This window comes from Bartonella elizabethae F9251 = ATCC 49927 (genome assembly GCF_000518165.1).
Lineage (GTDB): Bacteria > Pseudomonadota > Alphaproteobacteria > Rhizobiales > Rhizobiaceae > Bartonella > Bartonella elizabethae.
The window spans coordinates 190,947-210,751 of record NZ_JADB01000003.1 but is presented as its reverse complement, the minus strand read 5'-3'; the positions used below and the strand labels follow the sequence as shown (position 1 = coordinate 210,751).

Below are 19,805 nucleotides of genomic sequence, written 5' to 3'. Positions count from 1 at the left end.
GAGTTTTCGTGTTATGATGGATGAAGCATTAGTTGAACTTGCGGTTTATTTGAAAAACAAGTTAGGCAATAAACTTGAAGAGTCCGTTCTTGCTTTTGGTGAATTAACCATTGTGGCACGTCTTGATGCAATTACCGATGTCTTAATGTTTGTTCGTGATGATTCTCGCTGTCAATTTATTAATCTTACAGATATTAGTGGTGTGGATTATCCTTCTCGCGATAAGCGCTTTGATGTCTCTTACCAATTATTATCTCCTCGTGAGAATTTACGCTTACGTGTCAAAGTTCGCACAGATGAAAATACGCCTGTTACTTCAGCTTGCGCGGTTTATCCTGGTGCAGAGTGGTATGAACGAGAAGCCTATGATATGTATGGGATTTTATTTTCAGATCATCCAGATTTGAGACGGATTTTAACAGATTATGGGTTTGAAGGCTATCCTTTACGCAAAGATTTTCCTGTAACAGGATTTGTTGAATGCCGTTATGATAACGAAGCAAAAAGGGTCATTTATGAGCCTGTTGTTTTGCGCCAAGAAATGCGTAATTTTGATTTTCTTTCTCCTTGGGAAGGAGCAGAATATATTTTACCCTGTGATGGAAAAGAAGATGGAAAAAAATAAGATTGGTTTTGATAAGGCATTATATTAGAATCGTGTATTTATTAAGTAGTTAAATGTTTTTAGTATGATAGATTTTTTTTAAGATTTGATATGAAGTTTTAAAAAAATAAGGGGTTGATTGTGGCTGAGGTCAATGTTCGAAACTTTAATATCAATTTTGGTCCGCAGCATCCTGCAGCGCATGGCGTTTTGCGCATGGTTTTGGAGTTGGACGGTGAAGTTGTTGAGCGTGTAGATCCACATATTGGGTTATTGCATCGCGGTACTGAAAAATTAATGGAAACAAAGACTTATCTTCAAGCGGGGCCTTATTTAGATCGTTTAGATTATGTTGCTCCTATGAATCAGGAACATGCTTTTGTTCTTGCAATTGAAAAGTTGTTGGGTATTAAAGTTCCTAAAAGAGGGCAATTGATACGTGTTTTGTTTTCTGAAATTGGGCGTATTCTTAATCATTTGCTTAATGTAACGACACAAGCGATGGATGTTGGTGCTTTGACCCCACCGCTTTGGGGGTTTGAGCAACGTGAAAGATTGATGATTTTTTATGAGCGTGCTTGTGGTGCTCGTCTTCATGCAAATTATTTTCGTCCCGGTGGTGTGCATCAAGACTTACCCGAATCTTTAGTTGAGGATATTGGTAATTTTATTGATCCGTTTCTTGTTTCTCTTGGAAAACTTGATGCGCTTGTGACACCAAATCGAATTTTTAAACAGCGTAATGTGGATATTGGTGTTGTCAGTATTGACGAAGCTTGGGCGCGTGGTTTTTCTGGGGTTATGATCCGTGGAGCTGGTGTGCCATGGGATTTGCGTAAAAGTCAACCTTATGAATGTTATGATGAAATGGAATTTGATATTCCTATAGGTAAAAATAGTGATTGTTATGATCGTTATCTTATTCGTATGGAAGAAATGCGCCAATCAGCAAAAATTATGCGTCAATGCGTAGAACGATTATTGGGGACTGAAAAGAATGAACCCGTTTCGAGTTTGGATCGCAAAATTGTACCACCAAAGCGAAGTGAAATGAAAAGCTCGATGGAAGCGCTAATTCATCATTTTAAACTCTATACGGAAGGTTTTCATACGCCTCCTGGAGAAGTCTATGTTGCAGTAGAAGCGCCAAAGGGTGAGTTTGGTGTTTATCTTGTTTCTGATGGAACCAATAAGCCTTATCGTGTTAAGTTGCGTGCTCCTGGGTTTGCTCATCTTCAAGCTATGGATTTTTTAACCAGAGGCCATATGTTGGCGGATGCTACAGCTATTTTGGGTTCAATTGATATTGTTTTTGGGGAGGTTGATCGCTAATGTCCGTACGCCGTCTTGCAGATGATGTCTATCAGCCCACAGAATTTTCTTTTACAAAGGAAAATCAGATATGGGTGAAAAGTACTATAGAAAAGTATCCTGTAGGGCGCGAACAATCGGCTGTTATTCCGTTATTAATGCGTGCACAAGAGCAAGATGGTTGGGTGACACGTGCTGCAATTGAGCATATTGCTCAAATTCTTTCTATGGCGTATATTCGTGTTTTAGAAGTTGCTACTTTTTATACTCAGTTTCAGCTTAAGCCTGTAGGAACAAAAGCGCATATTCAGGTGTGTGGTACGACTCCTTGTATGTTACGTGGTTCTGATGAATTGATTAAAGTTTGTCAGAAAAAAATTCATCATGAACCTTTTACGACTAATCAGGATGGAACATTATCATGGGAGGAGGTGGAGTGTCTTGGCGCTTGTGTGAATGCTCCTATGGTTATGATTTTTAAAGATACTTATGAAGATCTTACAGCAGAGCGTCTTGAAGAGATTATTGATGCATTTGAAGCAGGAAAAGGTTCTGAAATAACGGTGGGGCCACAAAACAGTCGTAAATCATCGGAACCGATTAGTGGTTTAACCTCTCTTCTTGAGGATGAAGAAAAAAGGAAATCTCTCAAATCTTCAAAGAAAAAGGATCATAAAGGAATGGGATCTGAGTGAGATATTTTTTTGAAAAGATATTTCATTATTTTATCCATATTATAACGACGTTTAATTGAAAGTAGAGAGTTTTAAGAAGTTTTTTAAAAATTGCATTTGAGGAAAAGCTAAAAATGCTACGGGTAATAGAAAAAAAGGTGGGGTATGCTTGCTGATAAAGATCGGATCTTCACCAATATTTATGGTTTAAAAGATAAATCATTAAAGGCTGCGATGTTGCGTGGGCATTGGAATGGCCTAAAAGAGATTATTGATAAAGGTCGTGATTGGATTATTGAAGAGGTGAAGGCGTCAGGTTTACGCGGTCGTGGTGGTGCTGGTTTTCCTACCGGAATGAAATGGTCCTTTATGCCAAAGCAGAATGATGGTCGTCCTCATTATTTGGTTGTTAATGCTGATGAATCAGAGCCTGGAACATGTAAAGACCGCGATATTTTACGCCATGATCCCCATACTTTGATTGAAGGATGTGCTATTGCTACGTTTGCAATGGGAGCAAATGTTGCTTTTATTTATATTCGTGGTGAATATATTCGTGAGCGTGAAGCGCTTCAAGCGGCTGTGGATGAATGTTATGAAGCAGGCTTGCTTGGAAAAAAAACAAAATATGGTCATGCTTGTGATATTATTATTCATCATGGGGCTGGTGCTTATATTTGTGGTGAAGAAACAGCACTTCTCGAAAGTCTTGAAGGGAAAAAAGGTCAACCTCGTCTCAAACCACCATTTCCGGCAAATATGGGGATTTATGGCTGTCCAACAACCGTCAACAATGTTGAATCGATAGCGGTTGTTCCAACGATTTTACGTCGAGGGGCTTCGTGGTTTTCATCAATTGGGCGTGCAAATAATGTCGGAACGAAGTTGTTTATGGTTTCTGGGCATGTGAATGCTCCTTGTACCTTTGAAGAAGCTCTCGGTATTTCTTTCCGTGAATTAATTGAAAAACATACGGGGGGTATTCGTGGCGGATGGAATAATCTTTTAGCCGTTATTCCAGGTGGTGCTTCTTGTCCGGTTGTTCGCGGTGAAGATATGGTTGATGCAATCATGGATTTTGATGGGATGCGCGATGTCGGATCTTCTTTTGGCACAGGGGGTGTGATTGTGATGGATAAATCAACCGATATTATCAAGGCGATTTGGCGGATATCAGCTTTTTTTAAGCATGAAAGTTGTGGTCAATGTACACCATGTCGTGAAGGTACGGGATGGATGATGCGCCTTTTAGGACGTATGGTTGAGGGAAGAGCGCAAAAGCGTGAAATTGATCTGCTATTTGAGGTTTCTAAACAGATTGAAGGGCACACGATCTGTGCACTTGGCGATGCTGCAGCATGGCCTGTACAAGGGTTGATCCGCAACTTTCGTCCGGAAATCGAGCGTAGGATTGATGAATATACACGAAATGTTGTTCAAAGAAAGAATATTGCTTTGGAAGCAGTGGGATAGAAGATTTTTTTAAGAGCAACCGAATGCAAATTTTAAGTGGATTGTCCGCAGGTTGGATGGGTGATGATAAATATCAAAGTTGATGGTAAAGAGATTGAAGTCCCTGATTACTACACGTTGCTTCAGGCAGCGGAGGCGGCTGGTGCTGAAGTCCCGCGTTTTTGTTTTCATGAAACTTTATCAATTGCTGGAAATTGTCGTATGTGCTTGGTTGAGGTCAAGGGTGGACCTCCAAAACCTCAGGCTTCTTGTGCGATGGGGGTTCGCGATTTACGACTGGGGCCTAATGGTGAAGCACCAGAAATTTTTACCAATACGGCGATGGTAAAAAAAGCGCGTGAAGGTGTGATGGAGTTTCTTCTCATCAATCATCCTTTGGATTGTCCTGTTTGTGATCAGGGAGGGGAATGTGACCTTCAAGATCAAGCAATGCTTTATGGGCGTGATTGTTCTCGTTATACAGAAAATAAACGTGCTGTAGAAGATAAATATATTGGACCTCTTGTCAAAACTGTTATGACACGATGTATTCATTGCACACGGTGTGTTCGTTTTACAACGGAAGTAGCAGGTATTTCTGAGCTTGGGTTGATTGGTCGTGGTGAAGATGCTGAGATTACGACATATCTTGAAAAAGCAATGACATCTGAATTACAGGGAAATGTTATTGATCTTTGTCCAGTAGGAGCTTTAACTTCAAAACCTTATGCCTTTCATGCGCGTCCTTGGGAATTGATTAAAACAGAATCGATTGACGTTATGGATGCGCTTGGCAGTGCGATCCGTATTGATAGCCGCGGCCGTGAAGTTATGCGAATTATGCCGCGTACGAATGAAGATGTAAATGAGGAATGGATTTCTGATAAAACCCGTTTTATTTGGGATGGATTACGGACTCAGCGACTTGATAGACCCTATGTACGTAAAGACGGAAAGCTTCAACCTGTCAGTTGGACAGAAGCTTTTGCAAAAATTAAAATGATTCTCTCAAAAATCTTGCCAGAAAAAATTGGAGCTATTGCTGGGGATCTTGCTTCTGTTGAAGAAATGTATGCCCTTAAAGCATTATTGATCTCGTTGGGTTCAAAGCTCTTTGATTGTCGTCAACGAGGGGTTGCTTTATCGCCTGAGTTTGGGCGTTCGAGTTATATTTTTAATCCTACAATTGCAGGGATTGAACGGGCTGATGCCCTGCTTATTGTGGGATCTAATCCACGCCATGAAGCTGCTGTTTTAAATGCGCGTATTTTAAAACGCCAACGGATGGGAAATTTTCCTATCGCGCTCATTGGAGAGGAAGTCGATTTACGGTATCCTTATTCTTATCTTGGATCTGGGAGTGACGCATTAAAGACACTTATTCGGGGAGAGGATGCTTTTTTTAATGTTTTAAAAGAAGCAAAGAAGCCTCTTATTCTTATCGGAGAGGGGGCTGTTTGCGGAAATAAAGGGTTATCTGTTTTAAAAAGCCTTGCTAAATTAGCGGATAATATTGGAGCTCTGAGTGAAGAATGGAATGGGTTTGGGGTTCTTCATAATGCAGCGTCGACCGTTGGAGGGTTGGACATAGGTTTTACGTCTCAACTTGGGGTTGCAAATATTCTTAAAACCTGTGAAGTTTTATTTTTGCTTGGTGCTGATGAAGTGGAATTGGCCAATATAAAAGCTTTTAAAATTTATATTGGTAGCCATGGTGATAATGGTGCACACGCTGCTGATGTTATTTTACCTGCATCGGCCTACACGGAAAAATCAGGGCTTTATGTAAATACAGAAGGGCGTGTTCAAATGACAAATCGGGCTGGTTTTGCTCCAGGTGAAGCAAAAGAAGATTGGGCTATTTTGCGTGCCTTATCGGATGTTTTAGGACAAAGGCTCCCTTTTGATTCTCTTTCTCAATTAAGACAATGCTTGTTTAATGATTATCCACATCTTTGTGCCATTGATGATATAATGCCTTCTGATATAAGTGGTCTTAAGACGCTTGGTTCAAAAATGGTTTCTCTAGAAAGTCAAGCATTTACTTCTATGGTTAAAGACTTTTATTTGACAAATCCAATAGCACGTGCTTCTGCCGTTATGGCTGAATGTTCATCTCTTGCAAGAAGCCGTGCTATGCAAGCTGTAGAGTAAGGGCAAAGGAAAAGGAATAATGATGTATGATTTCTTTATGACTTGGCTATTGCCATTACTTATTATCATTGGAAAAACACTTCTTCTTTTGGTTGTTTTGTTGGTTTTAGTTGCTTATCTTCTCTATGCAGATAGAAAGATTTGGGCTGCGGTACAATTACGGCGTGGTCCCAATGTTGTTGGTCCGTGGGGATTACTACAGTCTTTTGCAGATTTAATTAAATTTGTTGTGAAAGAACCTATTATCCCAGCAGGTGCAAATAAGGGGGTTTTTCTTTTAGCGCCTTTTGTTTCAGCGACACTTGCTTTATCAACTTGGGCTGTTATCCCTGTCAATGAGGGCTGGGAGGTCGCAAAGATTAATGTTGGATTGCTTTATATCTTAGCCATTTCATCTCTTGAAGTTTATGGTGTTATTATGGGGGGATGGGCATCAAATTCAAAATATCCTTTTTTAGGAGCTCTTCGTTCAGCAGCACAAATGGTTTCTTATGAAGTTTCTATTGGTTTTGTGCTTGTGACGGTCATTTTAGTAAGTGGTTCATTAGATCTTACAACAATTGTGCAGAAACAAAGTCACGGGCTTGGAACAAGTCTTGGTCTTCCTTTTAATAGTTTTCTTGATTGGAATTGGCTTATTCTTTTTCCAATGTTTATTATATTTTTTATTTCTGCGCTTGCAGAAACAAACCGTCCTCCATTTGATTTGGTGGAAGCGGAGTCTGAGCTTGTTGCTGGTCATATGGTAGAATATTCTTCAACGCCTTACATGCTCTTCTTTCTTGGTGAGTACGTTGCTATTGTTTTAATGTGCGCTTTGACAACCATTTTATTTTTAGGGGGGTGGCTGCCTCCTTTGGATGTTTGGTGGCTTAATTGGGTTCCTGGTGTTATTTGGTTTGTTTTAAAAGTTTGTTTTATATTTTTTTGGTTTGCTATGGTCAAAGCGTTTGTTCCACGTTATCGCTATGATCAACTCATGCGGCTTGGTTGGAAGGTTTTTCTTCCTCTCTCACTGGCAATGGTTGTGATAACTGCGGCTTTTTTAAAGTTTACGAATTTCGTTTAAGAGGAGATTTTACAATGTCAGGTTTTATTCAGGCGGCAAAGTCACTCCTTTTATTGGAGTTTGTGAGTGCTTTTTTCTTAGCCATGCGTCAATTTTTTTCGCCAAAGCCTACGATTAATTATCCTTATGAAAAGGGTTTTGTTTCTCAACGTTTTCGTGGTGAACATGCATTGCGTCGCTATCCAAATGGTGAAGAACGGTGTATTGCTTGTAAATTATGTGAAGCAATTTGCCCTGCGCAAGCGATAACAATTGAGGCAGGACCGCGACGTAATGATGGTACGCGGAGAACTGTTCGTTATGATATTGATATGGTTAAGTGTATTTACTGTGGTTTTTGTCAAGAAGCTTGTCCAGTAGAGGCTATTGTTGAAGGTCCAAATTTTGAATTTGCAACAGAAACGCGTGAAGAACTCTATTATGATAAAGAAAAGCTTTTAATGAATGGTGATCGTTGGGAGCGAGAAATTGCTCGCAATATATTGATGGATGCACCTTATCGTTAAGTGTATCGCTCAATGAGGTGTCGGATAGTTTTCCGATAAAGTGTAATCTGGTATGAAGTTTGTACCAATTGTTTGAATAATTAAGGAGAAGCCTATGCTAACAGATCTAGCGGCGGCATTTTTCTATTTGTTTGCTTTTATGATGTTAACAAGTGCAGTGATTGTTATTACAGCACGCAATCCTGTGCATTCTGTTTTATTTTTAATCCTTGCATTTTTTAATGCAGCGGCTTTATTTTTGCTTGCAGGAGCGGAGTTTTTGGGGCTTATTCTGCTTGTTGTTTATGTTGGAGCTGTTGCTGTTTTATTTTTATTTGTCGTAATGATGCTGGATGTTGATTTTGCTGAGTTAAAGAGTGGTGCTCTTCGATATGCACCTATTGGAGCTCTTATTGGCATTATTATCGCTGTAGAATTGATTGTTGTTTTTGTGAGTAGCCATTTTTCTCCAGTTGTAAGAACGCATGTTACACAATCAATGCCGGATTTAGGACAGCGAACAAATACACAAGCATTAGGAGATATTCTCTATACGGATTATGTTTTCTATTTTCAAATTGCTGGAATAATTTTATTAGTTGCAATGATTGGTGCTATTGTTTTAACACTTCGCCATAAGTCGGGAGTCAAACGACAGTCTATTGCGGAGCAAGTTTCTAGAACGGTAGAAAGTGCTATTGAAATCAAGCAAGTTGAATCAGGTAAAGGTATTTAAGGGGGGCTATGGATATGTCTATCGATATTGCGCATTATCTGACTGTTTCTGCTCTGATGTTTACAATTGGCATTGCTGGAATTTTTCTCAACAGAAAAAATGTGATTATTATTTTGATGTCTATTGAGCTTATATTACTCTCCGTTAATATCAATTTTGTTGCATTTTCGGCATTTCTTCATGATCTCGTTGGTCAGATATTTGCTTTATTTGTTTTAACCGTCGCAGCTGCTGAAGCTGCCATTGGTTTAGCAATTCTTGTCGTTTTTTTCCGTAATCGTGGTTCCATTGCGGTTGAAGATGTTAATGTAATGAAAGGCTAACCCGTGATGTATTATACGATTGTCTTTCTTCCGCTTTTGGGTTTTTTAATTGCTGCATTAGGTGGAAAAACCATAGGAGATCGTGCAAGCGAATTGATAACATGTAGCTTTATGGTGATTGTTGCCATATTGTCGTGGATAGCATTTTTCAAGCTTGCACTTGGTCATAATTCAGCGATTGATGTATTAGTATTACATTGGCTCACCATTGGTGATTTAAGCTTTAACTGGGCTTTCCATATTGATACATTAACGGCTGTTATGCTTGTTGTGGTGAACAGTGTTTCGGCATTAGTGCATATTTATTCAATTGGTTATATGCACCATGACCCTTCAAGGTCTCGTTTTTTTTCTTATCTTTCTTTGTTTACATTTATGATGCTTATGTTGGTGACATCCAATAATTTGATTCAGATGTTTTTTGGCTGGGAAGGTGTGGGACTTGCTTCTTATCTTTTGATTGGTTTTTGGTTTCAGCGCGATTCTGCTAATAAGGCTGCAATGAAAGCTTTTGTAGTCAATCGTGTTGGAGACTTTGGTTTTCTCTTAGGAATTTTTAGTATTTTCATTTTATTCCAATCCGTTGATTTTGCCACTATTTTTGCAAAAGCTGCAGACAATAGCTTTGTACAAAATATGACATTTTTAGGTTGGCAGCTTGATGGACAGGCGACACTTACTATTACATGTCTTTTATTGTTTATTGGTGCGATGGGAAAATCAGCACAATTTCTTTTACATACTTGGCTTCCTGATGCAATGGAGGGACCAACCCCTGTATCAGCACTTATTCATGCCGCTACAATGGTAACGGCGGGTGTTTTTATGGTTGCGCGTATGTCGCCAATTTTTGAACTTTCTTCGATTGCTTTGACCGTGATTATTATTGTTGGCGCAACAACAGCGTTTTTTGCAGCAACTGTGGGATTGGTGCAGAATGATATTAAGCGTGTTATTGCTTATTCTACATGTTCTCAACTCGGGTATATGTTTGTAGCATTAGGTGTTGGAGCTTATGGTGCTGCTGTCTTTCATCTTTTTACGCATGCTTTTTTTAAAGCCTTATTATTTCTTGGTGCAGGTTCTGTTATTCATGCTGTATCTGATGAACAAGATATGCGAAAAATGGGTGGCTTACGCAAGCATATAAAGGTCACTTATTGGATGATGATGGTCGGAACCATTGCATTAACGGGTGTTGGAATTCCAGGAACACTTTTTGGGACGGCAGGCTTTTTTTCAAAGGATGCGATTATAGAATCTGCTTTTGCATCGCATAATATTGCTTCAGGATATGCTTTTTATCTCCTTGTTTTTGCGGCTTTTTTAACAAGCTTTTATTCATGGCGGCTTATCTTTATGACATTTCATGGGAAGCCACGGGCAACAGCTGATGTTATGCATCATGTTCATGAATCACCTCCAGTTATGTTAATGCCACTGTTTATTTTATCTCTTGGGGCAATATTTGCAGGTGTTGTGTTTCAACCTTACTTTTTTGGTGACTTTTATGATGCTTTTTGGAAGGGAGCATTGTTTACAAGCAGCCACAATCATATTCTTCATGATGCCCACCACGTTTTTAATTGGGTAAAGTGGTCACCCTTTATAGCAATGGTTCTTGGGTTTATGTTTGCCTATTTGTTCTATATTTCTTTTCCATCTCTTCCCAAGAAAATGGCTCGTCTTATGCCAGGATTATATCAATTTCTTTACCAAAAATGGTATTTTGATCAATTATATAACTTTTTGTTTGTTCGTCCTACCTTTAAGGTTGGTTCTTTTCTTTGGAAAGTGGGAGATGGTAAAATTATTGATGGTCTAGGTCCTAATGGTATCGCAGCGCGTGTTGTTGATATTACAAATAGAGTTGTTCGGATGCAAACAGGCTATCTTTACCACTATGCATTTGCGATGCTTATAGGTGTTGCATTGCTGATTACATGGATGATGATCGGGGGCGTAAACTAATGACCGATTGGCCTATTCTTTCTACGGTTACATTTTTGCCACTTGTGGGTGTGCTTCTGATTTTGTTTATCAAAGATGATAGTGAAGCTGCACGCCATAATATACGCAATGTCGCATTTTTTACGACGATATTTGTTTTTGTTATTTCTTTAATTATTTGGATAGGATTTGATTCTAGCAACCCCAATTTTCAAATGGTTGAAAAATTCAGTTGGCTAGGGAATGGCATTAGCTATCATATGGGGGTTGATGGTATTTCTATTCTTTTTGTTGTTCTCTCGGCTTTTCTTTTACCTTTCTGTATTTTAGCAAGCTGGGAGAATGTTAAAGAGAGATTAAAAGCTTATATGATTGCTTTTCTTCTTCTTGAAGTTGCGATTATTGGAGTCTTTTGTGCTCTTGACGCAATATTATTTTATGTGTTTTTTGAAGGTAGCCTCATTCCAATGTTTATCATTATAGGGGTGTGGGGTGGTGCACGTCGTGTTTATGCAAGTATCAAGTTTTTCTTATACACTTTACTTGGTTCAGTGCTTATGCTGGTTGCCCTTATGGCTATGTATTGGCAGGCAGGAACACTTGATATACCAACTTTACTCAATTATCAGTTTCCTGCCCATATGCAAATATGGTTATGGCTTGCATTTTTTGCTTCTTTTGCTGTTAAAATGCCGATGTGGCCAGTTCATACTTGGCTCCCTGATGCTCACGTGGAAGCACCGACAGCAGGTTCTGTTATTTTAGCCGGTGTCTTACTCAAATTAGGTGGGTATGGTTTTCTTCGTTTTTCTTTGCCTATGTTTCCTATTGCTTCAGCAGATTTTGCACCTCTTGTTTTCACATTATCGCTTATTGCAATTATTTATACCTCGTTGGTTGCACTTGTTCAAAGTGACATCAAAAAACTTATTGCATATTCCTCAATAGCGCATATGGGATATGTCACGATGGGTATTTTTGCTGCGAATGAACAGGCAATACAAGGGGCTATTTATCAGATGCTATCGCACGGAATTGTTTCAGCAGCGTTATTTCTTTGTGTTGGGGTGATCTATGATCGCTTGCATACGCGTGAAATTTCAGCATTTGGTGGTTTAGTGAATAATATGCCAAAATATGCTGTTGTTTTCTTAATCTTCACGATGGCAAATGTAGGACTTCCTGGAACTTCAGGATTCTTGGGTGAGTTTTTAACCTTAATAGGTGTTTTTCAAGTGAATAAATTGGTTGTTATTTTAGCGACAACAGGTGTTATCTTATCAGCAGCCTATGCCCTTTATCTTTATCGGCGTGTGATTTTTGGTTCCTTGGATAAAGAGAATTTGAAAGTACTGATAGATCTCTCGTCAAGAGAAAAATTTATTCTTTACCCAATGGTTATTCTTACAATATTCTTTGGTATCTATCCAACGCCACTTCTTAAAGCGACGGCGTTTTCCGTAGAAGCCCTCATCAATAAATTACACTAGATAAGGGAAGAATTCTCATGCAAAGTGAAATGATAACACAATTAGTCTTAATTCTTCCAGAGATTTTAATTGCATTAGGGGGAATAGTGTTGCTTTTGGTTGGTGTTTATTCCAATGCACGTGCTTCTTTAACGGTGACAGGTTTAGCCATGGCTCTTCTTGTGGCAACCATTATTATTCTCATCGTTTTTCCAAAGACTGGCTTATTTCAAACCAATGCGCTTATTATTGACTCTTTTGGTCGTTATATGAAAATTTTAACGCTTATTGGTGCACTTTTTGCTCTTATTATGTCTGTTGGTTTTGCGAATGCGCAAAAGTTCAATATATTTGAATTTCCAGTGCTTGTTCTTTTAGCAACCCTTGGCATGATGCTGATGATTTCAGCGGGGAATATGCTATCACTTTATATGGGATTAGAACTACAGTCCTTAGCTTTATATGTTTTAGCAGCGATTAATCGTAATAATGTAAAATCTTCTGAAGCCGGTATAAAATATTTTGTTTTAGGAGCATTATCTTCAGGAATGCTGCTTTATGGCATTTCTTTGCTTTATGGTTTTTCCGGTCAAATTGGTTTTCACGAAATTGCTCTTGCTTTAAAAGGTGAAAATTTACAATTGGGCGTTATTTTTGGAATTGTATTTATTTTAGCTGGTTTGGCTTTCAAAATTTCTGCTGTTCCATTTCATATGTGGACACCTGATGTTTACGAAGGTGCCCCAACACCGATTACAGCATTTTTTGCTGGGGCGCCTAAAGTTGCTGCAATGGCTTTAATCATCCGTATTATTGTGATGACCTTTATTCCCCTAGGGCATGTTGATAGCGCGATGCCTGCATGGCAACAAATTTTGGTTTTCATGGCACTTGCATCAATGATACTTGGTGCGTTTGCTGCAATTGGTCAAAATAATATTAAGCGCTTAATGGCTTATTCGTCGATCAGCCATATGGGTTATGCACTTGTAGGTTTATCGGCTGGAGATATGCTTGGGGTAAAAAGCGTTATCCTTTATATGACCATTTATCTGGGTGTTACTCTTGGCTCATTTGCTTTTATTCTTGGAATGCGATCCCAGAGTGGCAATGTTGAAAATATTTATGATCTTTCAGGATTAGCAAAGACAAATCCATTTATGGCAATTGTCATGACAATACAGCTTTTTTCGCTAGCCAGTATACCTCCTATGGCTGGTTTTTTTGGGAAGTGGTATACATTTTCTGCTGCTGTTCATGCTGGTCTGACACCACTTGCTATTGTTGGTATGATAGCCTCCGTCATTGGCGCTTTTTACTATTTACGGGTTATTAAAATTATGTGGTTTGATGATGCAAAAGCGCATTTTGCTATTTTATCAAAAGAGCTTCAGTTTTGTCTTGGTCTTTCTGCATTATTTATTTTATTTTACACCTTTTTTGGAATTTGGTTTGCTGAATTGGCAGAACAAGCGGCCGCTGCATTATTTTAATGAATATGGTTTATATTTTATCAGATTTTGCAAAGAGACAAGGATACACTGTTGAATCGTACGAAAGCGTTGATTCAACCAATCTCATTGCTCAACGAAAAGCGCAAACTGGTCATCAAGGTTATCTTTGGATTGTTGCGCAAGAGCAATTACAAGGAAGGGCTAGAAGAGGGAGGGCATGGAATAGTCCAAAAGGGAACCTTTATTGTAGTCTATTGTTAATGGATGATATTGTTCATCAAAGCGCTGCTCAACTTGGTTTTGTTGCTGGAGTCAGTGTGGCAGAGTCCATAAAACAATTTATAAAAGCTGAAAAGCAAACAGGCAATGAAAATATTGTAAGCTTAAAATGGCCAAACGATATTTTGCTTAGAGGTGCTAAAAGCTCTGGAATTTTGCTCGAGATTTTAAAATTGCCATCACAACAAGATGCATTGGTTATTGGTATTGGAATAAATGTGAAATATAATTACGAAGATGCACTCTATCCCACTTCAAGTTTACAGAGTATCGGTTTGCATATTGAAGCAGAGCAGTTATTTACGGTTTTGACGGAATCTTTTTCTAGAAATTACCTTCTTTGGAAACAACCAAAAGGGTGTGAAATAATCCGAAATAAATGGCTTTTATATTCAGCTCACCTCGGAAAATATGTCAAAGTAATGAATGATGAAAAAATCGTTGAGGGTATTTTTGAGGGACTTGATCGTGATTTTAACGGTATCATAAAACAAAAAAATGGTCAGACAGCCATTATAACAGCGGGAGATGTTCATTTTGGTTCGGCTGCTTCTGTTCATGCAGTCGGTTATTAACGAAATTATTTTACCATCAGATTGTCTGAATGATTTGGGAGATGTTAATGGTTGCAACCAGTAAATGTGAATTTGTTTTTTTACCTCTGGGTGGTGTAGGTGAAATAGGAATGAATTTAGCTGCTTATGGATTTGGCTCCCAAAATCTTCGTGAATGGTTACTTGTTGATATGGGCGTTAGTTTTGCTGGTTCTGAATTACCAGGAGTTGATCTTGTTCTCCCTGATATTCGTTTTTTAGAAAGTGAAAAACATAATATACGTGGTCTTGTTTTAACACACGCACATGAAGATCATTATGGGGCTGTTCTTGATTTATGGCCAAAATTACAAGTTCCAGTTTATTGTACAGCTTTCACGGCAGGGTTATTGGAAAGTAAAAGGCAATCAGATTTTGAATCTCAAAAAATGTCATTTAATATTTTTCAAGCAGGGGATTGTTTTCAGGTTGGTTCCTTTGCCATAGAGGCAATTGCTGTTAATCATTCGATACCAGAATCTGTATCTTTAGCCATTACAACGTCTTTGGGGACTGTAATTCATACGGGTGATTGGAAAATTGATCATACGCCTTCGCTTGGAGCTGTGACGGATGAAAAAAGATTTCGAGCGTTAGGCGATAAAGGTGTTTTAGCATTGCTTTGTGATTCCACAAACGCATGTCGGGATGGTATATCTCCATCAGAGCAGCAGGTCCAAACCAGTCTTTCTGAGATTATTTCGAAAGCTGAAGGACGTGTTGCAATAGCAACTTTTGCTTCTAATATTGGTAGGATACGTTCTATTGCTCTTGCTGCTCAAGCTGTTGGGCGTAAGGTTCTTGTCATTGGGCGTTCCCTTAAACGAAGTATTATGGTTGCACAAGAGCTTGGTTATATGGATGGGTTAGCGCCATTTGTAACGGAAGATGATTATGGTTACATCCCACGAAAAGAACTTGTTTTAATTGTCACAGGGAGCCAAGGTGAGCCATGTGCTGCTTTGGCTAAGCTGTCACGTGAGGGGATGAGGAATATTGTGCTTTCTACTGGAGATACTGTTATTTATTCATCGCGAAGTATTCCAGGAAATGAAAAAGCGATTCTTGAGATACAAAATCGTTTTATCGATTTGGGTATTAAAGTGATTACGAATGAAGATGCCCTTGTTCATGTTTCAGGTCATCCCCGTCGTTCAGAACTTTTACAGATGTATGATTGGATAAAACCACAGATACTTGTGCCTGTGCATGGTGAGGCAATACATCTTACTGCTCAAGCGGCTTTAGCGCGTCAAGCAGGGATTAAAATTGTTAGGGATATTAGAAATGGTAATATGCTACGTCTTGCACCAACGCCTGTAGAAGTTATTGATTACGTGCCTGTTGGTCGTATTTATAAGGATGGCTGTCTTCTTGGAGATGAGTATGAGCTAGGGATTCGTGAGCGTAGAAAATTAAGTTATGCTGGTCATGTTGCAGTTTCTCTCCATATGAATAGCAAGCATGAGTTATTGGATGATATCGGTCTAAGCATATTGGGACTCCCTGAAAGTAATGGAGAGGGGGAAAAATTAAAAGATATTCTTTTAGAGGTTGTGGAAAATACAGTTTATAACATTCCACGCATGAAGCGAAAAAATAATGAAGTTATTCGAGAGGCAACACGACGTGCAGTAAGAGCGGCTGTTTATGAAATTTGGCAAAAAAAACCTCTCTGTACAGTTTTTTTACATCAGTCAAAATAAAGCATTTCCATATTACGTTATTAAAAAAAGAAGAGCATTCTTATTTTATTGCTCAATAAGAAAAATAGAGAATAAAGCACAACAAATTTTTAAACAATAAGATCGTTATATTTGCAAGTATTCAGAATGCGGCTATAGATGAATAGAGGGTATATTAAATTGTTCCAATATGATAGATCTGAGTAGGAGTTAATTATTTCAATGCGTCTTTCTCAATATTTCCTTCCACTTTTAAAAGAGAATCCTAAAGAAGCGGAAATTGTTTCTCATCGTTTTATGTTGCGTGCTGGGATGATTCGACAACAAACATCAGGGATTTATTCTTGGCTTCCTTTGGGAAAAAAAGTGCTTGATAAAGTTTGTAAAATTATTCGTGAAGAGCAAGAACGTGCTGGTGCAATAGAAATATTGATGCCTACAATTCAATCTGCTGATCTTTGGCGGGAAAGTGGTCGTTATGATGATTACGGTTTGGAAATGCTCCGCATTAAAGATCGTCAAAAGCGTGATTTACTTTATGGCCCGACCAATGAAGAGATGGTCACAGATATTTTTCGCTCCTATGTTCGCTCTTATAAAGATCTTCCGCTTAATTTGTATCATATTCAATGGAAATTTCGTGATGAAATTCGCCCACGTTTTGGTGTGATGCGGGCACGGGAATTCTTAATGAAAGATGCTTATTCTTTTGATCTTGATTATGAAGGCTCTAAAACATCTTATAATCGTATGTTTGTGGCTTATTTACGCACTTTTTCTCGCCTTGGCTTAAAGGCAATTCCCATGCGTGCAGATACAGGTCCAATAGGGGGGGAACTTAGTCATGAATTTATCATTTTGGCAGAAACAGGAGAAAGCGCTATTTTTTGTGATAGACAATTTCTTGAACTGAACGTTCCCGATAGTTCAATCGATTTTAGTGATAAAGCTGTTTTAGATAATACTGTTAGACAGTGGACATCTTTTTATGCAGCGACAGAAGAAATGCATAATGAAGAAGAGTGGACTAAAATTTCTGAGGAAAATCGTCTTTCAGCGCGTGGTATTGAAGTCGGACATATTTTCCACTTTGGGACGAAATATTCTGCTCCAATGGGAGCAAAAGTTATGGGACAAGATGGAAAAGAGCATGTGGTCTCGATGGGATCTTATGGAATTGGACCTTCACGTCTTGTTGCGGCCGCTATTGAGGCTTCTCACGATGAAAAGGGAATTATTTGGCCAAAATCGATGGCACCGTTTGATTTTGGGATTATCAATATGAAACCTGATGATGAAAAATGTACAAAAGCATGTGAGTTTCTCTATCAGGGATTAAAGGATGCTGGTTTCGATCCATTATTAGATGATAGAAATGAACGTCCTGGATCAAAATTTGCAACAATGGATTTGATTGGTTTGCCAACGCAAATCATTGTTGGTCCTAACAGTATTGCAGAAAATGAAGTTGAAATTAAAGATCGAAAAACAGGTGTAAAAAAATCTCTAACGGTTGAAGATGCGCTCAGCCAACTTTCTATAATTTAATAGGAAATGTTATGAAGAGGCTGAAAAATAAATGGTTTTCATCTTATGAGTGGATGATCGCTTTTCGTTATATGATTCCCAACAAAAAGCATGTCGTCGCATCTGTTATTTCAATTATTTCTCTTATTGGGATTATGTTGGGAGTCTTTGCTCTGGTTGTTGTTATGGCGGTGATGAATGGCTTTCGCACAGAACTTCTTAACCGTATTCTTGGTATGAACGGGCATCTTATTGTTCAAACAATTGATTCTGGTTTTTCTGATTATAAGACTCTTATTTCTTCTTTAGAATCTAAAAATGGTGTGAAGTTTGCTTTGCCTGTTATTGAAGGTCAAGCGCTTGTTCAAGGTGAAGCCCAAGGTGGCTCTGGCGCGTTAGTTCGTGGTATGCGCAAACAAGATCTAGAAAAACTTAAAACAGTTTCTCAAAACATTAAATTAGGCTCGATTTCTCAGTTTGATCAAGAAGACGGTGTTGCAATTGGAAGTGGTTTAGCAGAAAAATTAGGGCTTACAGTTGGGAGGGATCTTCGTATTATTACCCCTGATGGTGATGAGACACCTTTTGGTGTTACACCACGTGTAAAAGCTTATAAAGTCATTGCTATTTTTGAAGTTGGTATGTCTGAATATGATTCAATATTTGTTTTTATGCCTCTCCATGAAGCACAAATGTTTTTTAATTTAGGCGATAAGGTTCAGTCTTTAGAATTATTTCTAAACGATCCTGATGCTGTTGATCAAATAAAACCTCTTGTAGAAAAAGCAGTTGATCAACAGGTCTATTTAATTGATTGGCGTACACGTAATCAGGCTTTTTTTTCAGCTTTACAGATTGAACGGAATGTCATGTTTTTCATTCTTTCTCTGATTGTTCTTGTTGCTGCTTTAAATATTATTTCAGGCCTTATTATGCTTGTAAAAGATAAAAGTCATGATATCGCAATTTTACGCACAATGGGTGCTCAACAGAGTGCAATTTTGCGTATATTTATTATCACAGGTATGATGATTGGTTTTATTGGAACGATATTAGGCTTAATTTTGGGTGTTATCGCGACCGCGAATATTAATCATATCCAAGACTTTATCTCTTGGTTATTTAATGTCGATGTTTTTAATCCTCAACTTTATTTTTTAACAAAACTGCCTGCACAAATTGAATGGAAACAAACTGTTTTGGTTGCTCTTATGGCTTTATTATTGTCATTTCTTGCTGCTCTCATTCCGGCATGGCGTGCTGCTAAGCTAGATCCTGTACAAGCTTTGAGGTATGAATAATGACAGCGATTTTAGAGCTTGTAGAGATTGAAAGACGCTTTTATGAGAGTCATAAGCCGCTCATTGTTTTAGATAAAGCGAATTTTATTCTTAATCGTGGAGAGCTTGTTGCACTTGTCGCACCATCTGGTGCTGGAAAATCAACACTTCTTCATATTGCGGGGTTATTAGAAAAACCAACAGCTGGTGATGTGTTGTTACGGGGTGTTTCTTGTGCGAAACGCTCTGATCGTGAGCGAACAGCTATCAGACGAAATGATATTGGTTTTGTCTATCAATTTCATCACTTACTTCCAGAGTTTACAGCTTTAGAAAATGTTATGATACCGCAAATGATAGCAGGATTAAACAAGTCCATCGCAGAAGATCGTGCGCGTAAGTTATTGACGTATTTGCGTATTTCTCATCGGGCAAATCATCGTCCCTCAGAGTTATCGGGAGGCGAGCAACAACGTGTTGCTATTGCACGTGCCGTAGCAAATGGCCCTTCGGTTCTTTTAGCAGATGAACCTACCGGAAATCTTGATCCTGTAACGTCAGCTTATGTCTTTCAAGCTTTATCTGTTCTTGTTCGTCAGTCTGGTCTTTCTGCTCTTATTGCAACACATAATTACGCTTTGGCAAAGCAAATGCATCGTCGAATTACACTTAAAGATCAGAAGATTATTGAACTTCCTTAAAGGCAAGGTATAAATTTTATACGACTAATTGAATGGTTTATATTACTTTATTCAAGGAG

General features: G+C 38.5%; 17 protein-coding genes. All 17 read left to right on the top strand.

Translation table 11 applies throughout. The annotated features are described in order from the left end of the window. Window positions 1-16 precede the first annotated feature (16 nt). The 17 genes from T429_RS0104730 (at window position 17) to T429_RS0104650 (ending at window position 19,746) form a co-directional block, all read left to right on the top strand. Complete coding sequence (locus T429_RS0104730) at window positions 17-625, top strand: NADH-quinone oxidoreductase subunit C (protein ID WP_174767418.1); 609 nt, start codon at window positions 17-19, stop codon at window positions 623-625. A 120-nt stretch (window positions 626-745) separates the two neighbouring features. Continuing rightward, complete coding sequence (locus T429_RS0104725) at window positions 746-1,936, top strand: NADH-quinone oxidoreductase subunit D (protein ID WP_005775114.1); 1,191 nt, start codon at window positions 746-748, stop codon at window positions 1,934-1,936. Continuing rightward, window positions 1,936-2,610, top strand: coding sequence for an NADH-quinone oxidoreductase subunit NuoE (nuoE, locus tag T429_RS0104720; protein ID WP_005775115.1), 675 nt, complete (start codon window positions 1,936-1,938; stop codon window positions 2,608-2,610). The genes T429_RS0104725 and nuoE overlap by 1 nt, the downstream gene beginning before the upstream one ends. A 144-nt stretch (window positions 2,611-2,754) precedes the next feature. Then, complete coding sequence (nuoF, locus tag T429_RS0104715) at window positions 2,755-4,062, top strand: NADH-quinone oxidoreductase subunit NuoF (RefSeq protein WP_005775116.1); 1,308 nt, start codon at window positions 2,755-2,757, stop codon at window positions 4,060-4,062. A 63-nt stretch (window positions 4,063-4,125) separates the two neighbouring features. After that, on the top strand, window positions 4,126-6,195 hold the full coding sequence (gene nuoG, locus T429_RS0104710; RefSeq protein ID WP_005775117.1) for an NADH-quinone oxidoreductase subunit NuoG: 2,070 nt from the start codon (window positions 4,126-4,128) through the stop codon (window positions 6,193-6,195). A 22-nt stretch (window positions 6,196-6,217) separates the two neighbouring features. After that, window positions 6,218-7,264 (top strand): NADH-quinone oxidoreductase subunit NuoH, encoded by a 1,047-nt coding sequence (nuoH, locus tag T429_RS0104705; RefSeq protein WP_005773591.1) that lies wholly within the window; start codon window positions 6,218-6,220, stop codon window positions 7,262-7,264. A gap of 14 nt (window positions 7,265-7,278) precedes the next feature. Further along, on the top strand, window positions 7,279-7,770 hold the full coding sequence (nuoI, locus tag T429_RS0104700; RefSeq protein ID WP_004860049.1) for an NADH-quinone oxidoreductase subunit NuoI: 492 nt from the start codon (window positions 7,279-7,281) through the stop codon (window positions 7,768-7,770). A 94-nt stretch (window positions 7,771-7,864) separates the two neighbouring features. Beyond that, complete coding sequence (locus tag T429_RS0104695; protein WP_005773590.1) at window positions 7,865-8,485, top strand: NADH-quinone oxidoreductase subunit J; 621 nt, start codon at window positions 7,865-7,867, stop codon at window positions 8,483-8,485. A 14-nt stretch (window positions 8,486-8,499) separates the two neighbouring features. Beyond that, window positions 8,500-8,808: an NADH-quinone oxidoreductase subunit NuoK gene (gene nuoK / locus T429_RS0104690; RefSeq protein WP_005773589.1), complete on the top strand. Its 309-nt coding sequence runs from the start codon at window positions 8,500-8,502 to the stop codon at window positions 8,806-8,808. A 6-nt stretch (window positions 8,809-8,814) separates the two neighbouring features. After that, the gene (nuoL, locus tag T429_RS0104685; RefSeq protein WP_005773587.1) at window positions 8,815-10,779 is read left to right on the top strand and encodes an NADH-quinone oxidoreductase subunit L; all 1,965 of its coding nucleotides are present in this window, start codon (window positions 8,815-8,817) and stop codon (window positions 10,777-10,779) included. Continuing rightward, window positions 10,779-12,248 carry an NADH-quinone oxidoreductase subunit M gene (locus T429_RS0104680; RefSeq protein ID WP_026500883.1) on the top strand — a complete coding sequence of 490 codons (1,470 nt, stop codon included), beginning with the start codon at window positions 10,779-10,781 and terminating at the stop codon, window positions 12,246-12,248. The genes nuoL and T429_RS0104680 overlap by 1 nt, the downstream gene beginning before the upstream one ends. Before the next feature lie 17 nt (window positions 12,249-12,265). Next, window positions 12,266-13,720 (top strand): NADH-quinone oxidoreductase subunit NuoN, encoded by a 1,455-nt coding sequence (gene nuoN, locus T429_RS0104675; protein ID WP_005773585.1) that lies wholly within the window; start codon window positions 12,266-12,268, stop codon window positions 13,718-13,720. Continuing rightward, window positions 13,720-14,535, top strand: coding sequence for a biotin--[acetyl-CoA-carboxylase] ligase (locus T429_RS0104670; protein WP_005773584.1), 816 nt, complete (start codon window positions 13,720-13,722; stop codon window positions 14,533-14,535). Before nuoN ends, T429_RS0104670 begins: the two co-directional genes overlap by 1 nt. 47 nt (window positions 14,536-14,582) lie before the next feature. Then, the gene (locus T429_RS0104665; RefSeq protein WP_005773583.1) at window positions 14,583-16,259 is read left to right on the top strand and encodes a ribonuclease J; all 1,677 of its coding nucleotides are present in this window, start codon (window positions 14,583-14,585) and stop codon (window positions 16,257-16,259) included. 201 nt (window positions 16,260-16,460) lie between these two features. Next, window positions 16,461-17,786, top strand: a complete 1,326-nt coding sequence (proS, locus tag T429_RS0104660) for a proline--tRNA ligase (protein ID WP_005773582.1) — start codon at window positions 16,461-16,463, stop codon at window positions 17,784-17,786. Window positions 17,787-17,797: 11 nt separating this feature from the next. Next, on the top strand, window positions 17,798-19,066 hold the full coding sequence (locus T429_RS0104655; protein WP_005773581.1) for a lipoprotein-releasing ABC transporter permease subunit: 1,269 nt from the start codon (window positions 17,798-17,800) through the stop codon (window positions 19,064-19,066). Beyond that, window positions 19,066-19,746 carry an ABC transporter ATP-binding protein gene (locus T429_RS0104650; protein ID WP_005773580.1) on the top strand — a complete coding sequence of 227 codons (681 nt, stop codon included), beginning with the start codon at window positions 19,066-19,068 and terminating at the stop codon, window positions 19,744-19,746. The genes T429_RS0104655 and T429_RS0104650 overlap by 1 nt, the downstream gene beginning before the upstream one ends. Window positions 19,747-19,805 lie beyond the last annotated feature (59 nt).